At 44.5% G+C, this 7,707-nt stretch carries 7 protein-coding genes; 6 read left to right on the top strand and 1 reads right to left on the bottom strand.

The annotated features are described in order from the left end of the window. Positions 1–405: 405 nt before the first annotated feature. Both COV43_07320 and COV43_07315 read left to right on the top strand, forming a co-directional pair. Positions 406–1,569, top strand: a complete 1,164-nt coding sequence (locus COV43_07320; protein ID PIR25043.1) for an alanine transaminase — start codon at positions 406–408, stop codon at positions 1,567–1,569. Between the two features lie 8 nt (positions 1,570–1,577). Continuing rightward, positions 1,578–2,387, top strand: coding sequence for a hypothetical protein (locus COV43_07315; GenBank protein ID PIR25042.1), 810 nt, complete (start codon positions 1,578–1,580; stop codon positions 2,385–2,387). Between the two features lie 30 nt (positions 2,388–2,417). Here COV43_07315 and COV43_07310 read toward each other — a convergent pair whose 3' ends face one another. Further along, on the bottom strand, positions 2,418–2,822 hold the full coding sequence (locus COV43_07310) for a hypothetical protein (protein PIR25041.1): 405 nt from the start codon (positions 2,820–2,822) through the stop codon (positions 2,418–2,420). 45 nt (positions 2,823–2,867) lie between these two features. Here COV43_07310 and COV43_07305 point away from each other — a divergent pair, with 45 nt between their 5' ends. The 4 genes from COV43_07305 to rocD all read left to right on the top strand — a co-directional run bounded on the left by COV43_07305 (position 2,868) and on the right by rocD (position 7,538). Further along, on the top strand, positions 2,868–4,073 hold the full coding sequence (locus tag COV43_07305) for a Xaa-Pro aminopeptidase (GenBank protein PIR25040.1): 1,206 nt from the start codon (positions 2,868–2,870) through the stop codon (positions 4,071–4,073). A 175-nt stretch (positions 4,074–4,248) separates the two neighbouring features. Continuing rightward, positions 4,249–5,229 (top strand): hypothetical protein, encoded by a 981-nt coding sequence (locus tag COV43_07300; protein ID PIR25039.1) that lies wholly within the window; start codon positions 4,249–4,251, stop codon positions 5,227–5,229. A gap of 64 nt (positions 5,230–5,293) precedes the next feature. Beyond that, the gene (locus tag COV43_07295; GenBank protein PIR25038.1) at positions 5,294–6,226 is read left to right on the top strand and encodes a hypothetical protein; all 933 of its coding nucleotides are present in this window, start codon (positions 5,294–5,296) and stop codon (positions 6,224–6,226) included. Positions 6,227–6,341: 115 nt separating this feature from the next. Continuing rightward, complete coding sequence (gene rocD / locus COV43_07290) at positions 6,342–7,538, top strand: ornithine--oxo-acid transaminase (GenBank protein ID PIR25037.1); 1,197 nt, start codon at positions 6,342–6,344, stop codon at positions 7,536–7,538. Positions 7,539–7,707 lie beyond the last annotated feature (169 nt).

Here is a 7,707-nt window from a genome sequence, read left to right as displayed (position 1 = left end):
TCGTGTTCGTTTTGTCATATCTCCTCCAGGGTTTTATATACATCCTGGGGAACTTATTTTTCAAATCTGATGGTCCAGTTTTGTCAGGCCATTATATTTTCCACTTGTTTCCTTATGTTTTCAGGTACTTGTCGCTGCAAGAAGAATCCAAAGCTGAAACAAGCTGTGTAGATCACAAACAAGAGAATTATTTTCTGATAAAGCTTCATAGTGTCCCCCAATGATTTCTCTTTAAGGGAGCAAGGGAAGTGCCAAAAGATGGTCTTTAAATACTTGTTATTCTTATGTTTTTTTTCGTTTGTATTTTGACACCTCTGGCTTTTGGGGGGGCTCAACCCTCAAATGCTCGACAAAAAACCAAAAAAAGACCATAGTGCCGCCTCAAAATAAGGAGAAAAACCATATATGAGCTTTGAACGCGTAAAATCCCTTCCCCCCTATGTTTTGGCCACCGTAACAAACCAAATGAAAACGGCGAGAAAAGAAGGAAAAGACATCATCAACTTGGGCATGGGAAACCCCGACCTCCCCACTCCACACCATATAGTAGAGAAGCTCCGAGAAGCGGCGCTGAAGACAGCCAATCATCGCTACTCACTTTCTCGGGGCATTCCAAAACTAAGAGCAGCCATCTGCGCGCGATATAAACAAAAACACAACGTCGATTTGGATCCCGAAACAGAAGCTATTGTTACCCTGGGAGCAAAAGAAGGGCTTTCGCATTTAATTTTGGCCATTACTACTCCTCAAGATACCGTTGTGGTTCCTAACCCTACCTATCCTATTCACACCTATTCGGTGATCATTTCTGGAGCCAACGTGCTTCCGGTAAATATTGATCCGGGAATCGATTTTCTTGAAGAGCTTAAGCAAAGCATAAAAAAAAGCAGCGTCCGTCCGAAATTCATGATTCTCTCTTTCCCTTCAAATCCTACAACGCAAGTAGTTGACCTTCACTTTTTTGAAGAGGTGGTTGCCTTTGCCAAAGAACACGATATCAAAATCATTCACGATCTTGCTTATGATGACTTATGCTTCGATGGCTACACCGCCCCCTCCATTCTTGAAGTGCCGGGCGCAAAAGACATAGCCGTTGAATTGTACTCAATGTCCAAAGGCTATTCTATGCCGGGCTGGCGTGTGGCGTTTTGCGTGGGCAACAAAGAAATGGTGGCAGCGCTTCGCCACATCAAAGGCTACCTTGACTACGGCATGTTTCAGCCTATTCAAATTGCTGCAACCTACGCTTTGGAGCAAGCTGATACATGTGTTCAAGAGGCTTGCGAAACCTATGAAAAAAGGCGTAACGTTTTATGCGACGGCTTAACGCAGGCGGGTTGGAATATTGAACGCCCAAAAGCTACCATGTTTGTGTGGGCAAAAATTCCTGACGCTTATGCAAAACTTGGCTCCATGGCTTTTTCCGAATTGCTGATGAAAGAAGCCGAGGTTTGCGTTTCGCCTGGAATAGGTTTTGGAAGTTTCGGAGACTCGCACGTTCGTTTCGCCCTTGTAGAAAATGAAGCACACATTCGGCAAGCTATTCGTGGAATCAAAAAACTTTTGTAGAACACGTTATGACAAACACAGCTTCACAACTTATGCATTCTCACACCGAAGGAACAGAAAAACCTTGTCTGCTCTTGCATGGTGGGCCGGGAATGGATGGAAGTTATTTCTTCCCTTACCTTCATCCGCTTTCGAAAACACTTCGTTTGCATGGTCTCGATCTTCGCGGATCAGGAAAATCGCTGCATCTTTCTGAACGTCCACACACGATGCAAAAAATCATTGCCGATATCAGAACTTTCATCACGGCAAATAACCTTGAAGACTGTATTTTGCTTGGTCATTCCTTTGGCGGATTTGCTGCACTTGAATATGCACTTGCTTATCCCACAGATATTTCGCGCCTCATCATCGTAGCCAGTGCCGCGCACCAAGGCTTCATCCGCGACTGCACCAAAAATGCTCGCCGTTTTCCCAAAGTGATGATGGCACAACGTGAATTTGCCGAAAGTGAAAAAACGAGTGAACACTTAAAGCAGCTTTGCCTTGAGTCTCTTCCTCTTTATTTTTCACCAGGCTTCGAACAAACCGCAACAGACCTCTTAAATGACATTCAGTTTGGAGGAGAAGTCTATTCAGATATTCAAAAACATTATCTCAGCACTTTTGACCTTCGAAAAAAGCTAGAAACCATTTCACAGCAAAGCCTTGTCATTGCTGCAGAACACGATCTTGTACTACCTCCAAAATATTCCGAAGAGCTGGCAAGCCTTTTGCCCAATGCGCACTATACGTTGATGGAAAACACCGCACACTTCCCTTTTGTAGAAGCACCGGAAAAGTTTTGCACGCTGATTGAAAACTGGATGAAAAAGTAGGTCCTGTACGTTGTCACTTCGGGGAAAAAATTATTCTTCTTCAATACGTTCAAACGTCCCGCTGTTGGGATTGTATTCAAAAGTAGCAGCATCTACTTCATCTGCTTCGTAACGATAGCGCGTGTCCGAAAGTTTTTCCCACTTTTGATCATTCACACCATCGTGAATCACAAAATCAAAACACTCCCCAACACAAGGCCCTAATGCTGCTGCATCAAGCGTTGCAGGATAGCTGGCACTTGATCCATTATCTGCGAGTGACGCTCCATAGGCAATGCTCACTCCCGAGCGAACCGCACCCACCACTCCGTCTCTTGTGGATTCTCTTGCTTCGGGAACAATGGTCATAAAACGTGGCATGGCTACAACGGCCAAAATAGCCATCGTCGTGATCACCACGATAAGTTCAATAAGGGTGAAACCGCGTTTGTTCATGTTTTTCCTTTTTGAAAAGTTTTCTTTCTCCTTCTTTCTTTCAATTTGGAAGAAAAGACAAGAACAGAACCTCCACTTCACAAAGAAATGAAAAGTTTTGCACGCCGATTGAAAACTGGTTATAGACTGCACATGTCTCTCGCCAAACTTATTTACGACTCTTCCCACAACGCAGATTTACTCTACATTACCGGCTTTGATTGTCATGATGCCTTTCTTTTTTTGGAAGACAAAAAGCAAAAAATCATTTTCATGAGCGATCTTGAAATTGATCGCGCCAAGGCAAATGCAAAAGTTGATAAAGTGCATTCATGGTCAGAGGTTGCAAAAACACTTCCCGCCACAAAACGAAATGTGGCAAACATTATCGCCGCAATTCTCGCTGAAAGAAAAATCAAGCACATCAGCATGCATCCTAAAACACCTTTTGCTTTGGTGGATGCTTTGCGAAAACTGAAGCTTAAAGTTGAAGCTGGCTCCTCACCTTTTTATCCCGAACGCGTGCAAAAAACGGAAAAAGAAAAACAGCACATTCTGAAATCACAGCAAGCTGTGTTTAAAGCGATACGTCACGCTGAAAATATCTTGAAGCAAAGCAAGATTTCGAACGGAAAAATAATCTTTAACGGAAAAGCACTCACTTCGGAATTTCTACGCACTCAGATTGCACAAAAACTTTTGGAACTTGGCTGCGCATCACCCTTTCCTGCCATTGTAGCTTGTGGCAAACAAGCCTGCGATCCCCACGAAATTGGACACGGCGTTTTAAAAGCGCATCAGTCCATTATTGTTGATGTCTTTCCGCGCTCGATCAGCTCTCACTTTTACGGCGACGCCACGCGCACTTTTTGCAAAGGCAGAGCACCCGATGCACTTCAAGCGCTTTACACAACAGTAAAGTCAGCTCAAGAAATGGCCATTAAAGAAATAAAAGCGGGAAAAAATGGAACACAGATTCACCAGAATATTCAAAAACTCTTCACCGTAAAAGGCTACGGCACCGAAAAAAAACACGGCCGCATGCAAGGCTTCTTCCACGGAACCGGCCACAGCATTGGGCTAGAGCTGCATGAAGAACCTGCTCGCATCAACACTTCTGATTACACCTTGAAAAAAGGCAATGTGCTGAGTGTGGAACCAGGATTATATTATCCAGACATTGGCGGTGTACGCATTGAAGATCTTGTTTTCGTCACTCAGTCTGGCTGCGAAGTTTTAGGCAAATATCCTAAAAAGCTGGAAATTCTTTAATCTCCCCCCTTTTTTGAAGCATTTCATCAATTAAGCTGTCGAAAACGCTTGCCTTTTTGGCCTTAGTCTTCTACTTGCGCGCACATTCACAAAATGTAAGCAACTTTTTCAGCTCTCTACCGAAGGTAGGATTGCTTAAGAAAAACCTGATTCATTTAAAAAGGAGTACAGTTTTATGTTGCGCCCCGTTGTTCAATTGTCTTCAAGTTCCATGACCGCTCACTTAGCGGCATTGCCCACTGCCAAAGGGTTACAGGCGCTAAACATCTGGATGCATCCAGTAAGCCTTGACGCTTTTCATGCACTTACAAAAACACCTGTGCTTCACCCTCATGCAGATCCTCATCAACTTCATGGAGAAATGAGAAGTTTTTTTGGCACCCATCCTCTCTTTGGAACACCAGAGAAGGCTGCAAAAAGATATGCACGTCAAGCAATTCGATATCGAGAAGCTTATAACGGAACTTGGATCACAGCGAGATATGCCAGGAAAGCAGCAAAACTTCATTACAGCGCTGCAGAGCTCTATCTTCAGCTAAAAAAATATCAAAAATACGGCGTGCAAATGCAAAGCCTTGCTGGCGTACTTGTTCTGCTTGGAAAATATGATTTCGCCGCAAGCGTAATTGAAACCGTGCTTCACAAAAGACCTTCACTTCCGGAAAAAGTACAACAATCACTTCATGCAAAAGCGGCGAGTAACTGGGAACAACACCTTGCTATTACAGGAAATAAAACTGTAACAAACTATGGTTCTTTTTTAGCTCTTCAACATGCTGTCCATCATCTTGTATTGGCCTCGGGGACACCTGCCGATAAATCTTCTCGGCTTGCAGCACTTGCAACACAAATGGCTGATGCCCATCTTCAGCAGACTCCTTTTAGCACAAATTTTAGAGCCCAATTTAGTCGTGATGCAGAAGCCACGAAACTTGCTGCAGATGCCCTTTTGCTCAGCGCACTCTACAGCGCGGCCAGTGATGAGGGAAATTCCTTGCTCACAAAAGCAATAAGAACGTATCAACTTGCAGCAACGAAATACGAAACAGCAAATGATACAGAAGCAAGCAACGCGCTTATGAGGAAAGCTGCGAAATTAACTGATCTCGCATCTAAACCACATGCTTCAGCAATAAGACAAACCGCAGCGGCATAAAGCCCATGTTCTTTTGCGGTGGAAATGTGATGATTTAGTTTACAAAGAAGAGAAACAACTCACGATGAATTTAACACTTAACACCGCTGCAATGCCTGCCGTCGTACTTCATGCTCCGGCCACTCGCTTTAATGCAGTTTTAGCTGATGTGGGCACACAAGCTTTCTGGGATGCGCGTCCACCTGTTGATGCGTTTGCTCCAACTGACACTCTGCATCTTTTCACTCCAAGTGAAATGGCAAACACTCATGCTCTCTTTGCTGACGCCAACGTTCCACATGAAAAAGCTGCAACCTTACATACATATGGTTTAGAGTTGCTCACTCAAGCACTTCACCCTCGTTCTCAAAATCAACAAACAACTCCCCCCTACATAAAAGCAGCTCAAGCTTTTTTCTTAAGCGCTGCAGTATTCGAATGGCTCAACGCTCCACTTCCCCAAGCAGATAGCCTCATGCAGCTTGCAGTGGCACTTCAATATCTTGGTCACAGTGTTCAAACAGCACTCTCCGCTGAAGAAGCTGTGTTCTCGCTTCCTGAAGAGACAAGTGAACAGAAAAAAAGAGCATACTCCAAAGCAGCATACGGTTTTTGGCTTCTCAGTACTATGGTTGATGATGTGAAAAGTCTCACGCAATCTGTACATCACGCATTTTTTCATTCTTTGTGCTATCCTGATGATCAACTTTTCGGGAGAATACTTGACTTTGATGATAAATTAACACGCATGTCTCCTTATGATCGGGCCGCCATTCCAGCATATACTCTGACAGTACAAATGCTGCTCGCTGGAAGCACACTCCTGCTCCAGCAAAACCAAACTGATAAAACCCTTGAGCTATTTGGTATGTTACAAGCGCGCTTGTCCTTTGTAGGAATCATTGCCGCCGTCCAAAGAAAGGGAATGGAAGGAGAATGTCAAAAGAGATCTTTATGGTCTCTTAGCGGTGACATAGCAGAAATAGCAAGAGACTTACGCTTAGCAAAACAAGCCTAGAACTTATAAAAAAGGGGTGTCAAAATCCATCTTCCGCCATTTCTACACAAGCATTGACTCTGCGTTCGTCCTTCTCTATATCCCTTAGCTCTTCAATTCAAAACCCGGAGGAACAATGGCAAGAAGTGCGAAAGAGTATATTCAAGAAGTGGATGAAGTTTCTGCCCACAATTATCATCCCATCCCTGTTGTGGTGGCTAGCGCTGAAGGAGCGTGGGTTACCGACGTGGAAGGAAATCGTTATCTCGATATGCTTTCGGCGTATTCGGCAGTGAATCAAGGTCATCGTCATCCCAAAATTATTCAAGCGCTTAAAGATCAAGCTGACCGGCTCACCCTTACCAGCCGTGCGTTTCACAATGATCGCATGGGGCCATTCATGCGTAAACTCACCAAACTCACCGGCTTCGACAAAGCCTTGCTGATGAACACCGGAGCTGAAGGTGTTGAAACCGCCATCAAAGCTGCGCGCAGTTGGGGTTACCGCAAAAAAGGCATCACCGAAAATAAAGCGAAAATTATTGTCTGCTCCGAAAACTTTCACGGCCGCACCACAACTATCATTAGTTTTTCAACTGATCCTCTTTGCCGCGAAAACTTTGGACCATTCACTCCCGGCTTTGAAGTAATTCCTTACAACGATGCAGCTGCACTCGAAAAAGCCATCGACGAAAACACTTGTGCTTTCTTGGTGGAACCCATCCAAGGCGAAGCTGGAGTTATCGTTCCCAGCGAAGGCTACTTGAAAAAATGCAGAGAGATTTGCAGCAAACACAACGTCCTTTTAATCTGCGATGAAATTCAAACAGGTTTTGGCAGAACAGGAAAACTTTTCTGCTATCAATATGACGGCATCACACCAGACATTGTCATCATCGGCAAAGCCTTAGGTGGTGGTGTTTACCCGGTGTCTGGAATTTTAGCCAATGACGAAGTAATGGAATCTTTCCGTCCAGGAAATCACGGTTCAACGTTTGGGGGAAACCCACTGGCTGCAGAAGTTGCCAGAGCTGCAATTGATGTGATCATCGATGAAAAACTTGCCGAACGTTCCGCAGAACTTGGCCAATACTTCAAACAAGCACTTGCTTCACTTGACAGCAAGATCATCAAAGACGTTCGCGGCAAAGGCTTGATGATTGGCGTTGAGCTCACCTGCAAAGCCAGACCTTACTGCGAAGCGCTCAAAGGCAAAGGCATCTTGGCCAAAGAAACACACGAAAACACCATTCGCTTTGCACCACCATTGGTCATCAGCAAAGAAGATTTAGACAACGCTATCAGCAGTATTAAGGAAGTGTTGGTGGGGTAGTGTTGTCGAAGCAAAGTGGCAATAGGCAGAAATCATTGTCATTCTCAGACTTTTCTCTTTTGTCATCCTCGCGCATGCGGGGATGTGGATTCACATTCGAAGTGCAACACTTGGTTCAAGAAGACCTCAGCAGGAGTTCGATAACCAAGACACTTCCGGGGAGTGTGGT

The organism is Deltaproteobacteria bacterium CG11_big_fil_rev_8_21_14_0_20_42_23, assembly GCA_002796345.1.
Taxonomy (GTDB): Bacteria; UBA10199; UBA10199; order 2-02-FULL-44-16; family 2-02-FULL-44-16; genus 1-14-0-20-42-23.
The sequence above is the reverse complement of the archived record's forward strand: the minus strand, read 5'-3'. Positions and strand labels throughout refer to the sequence as shown.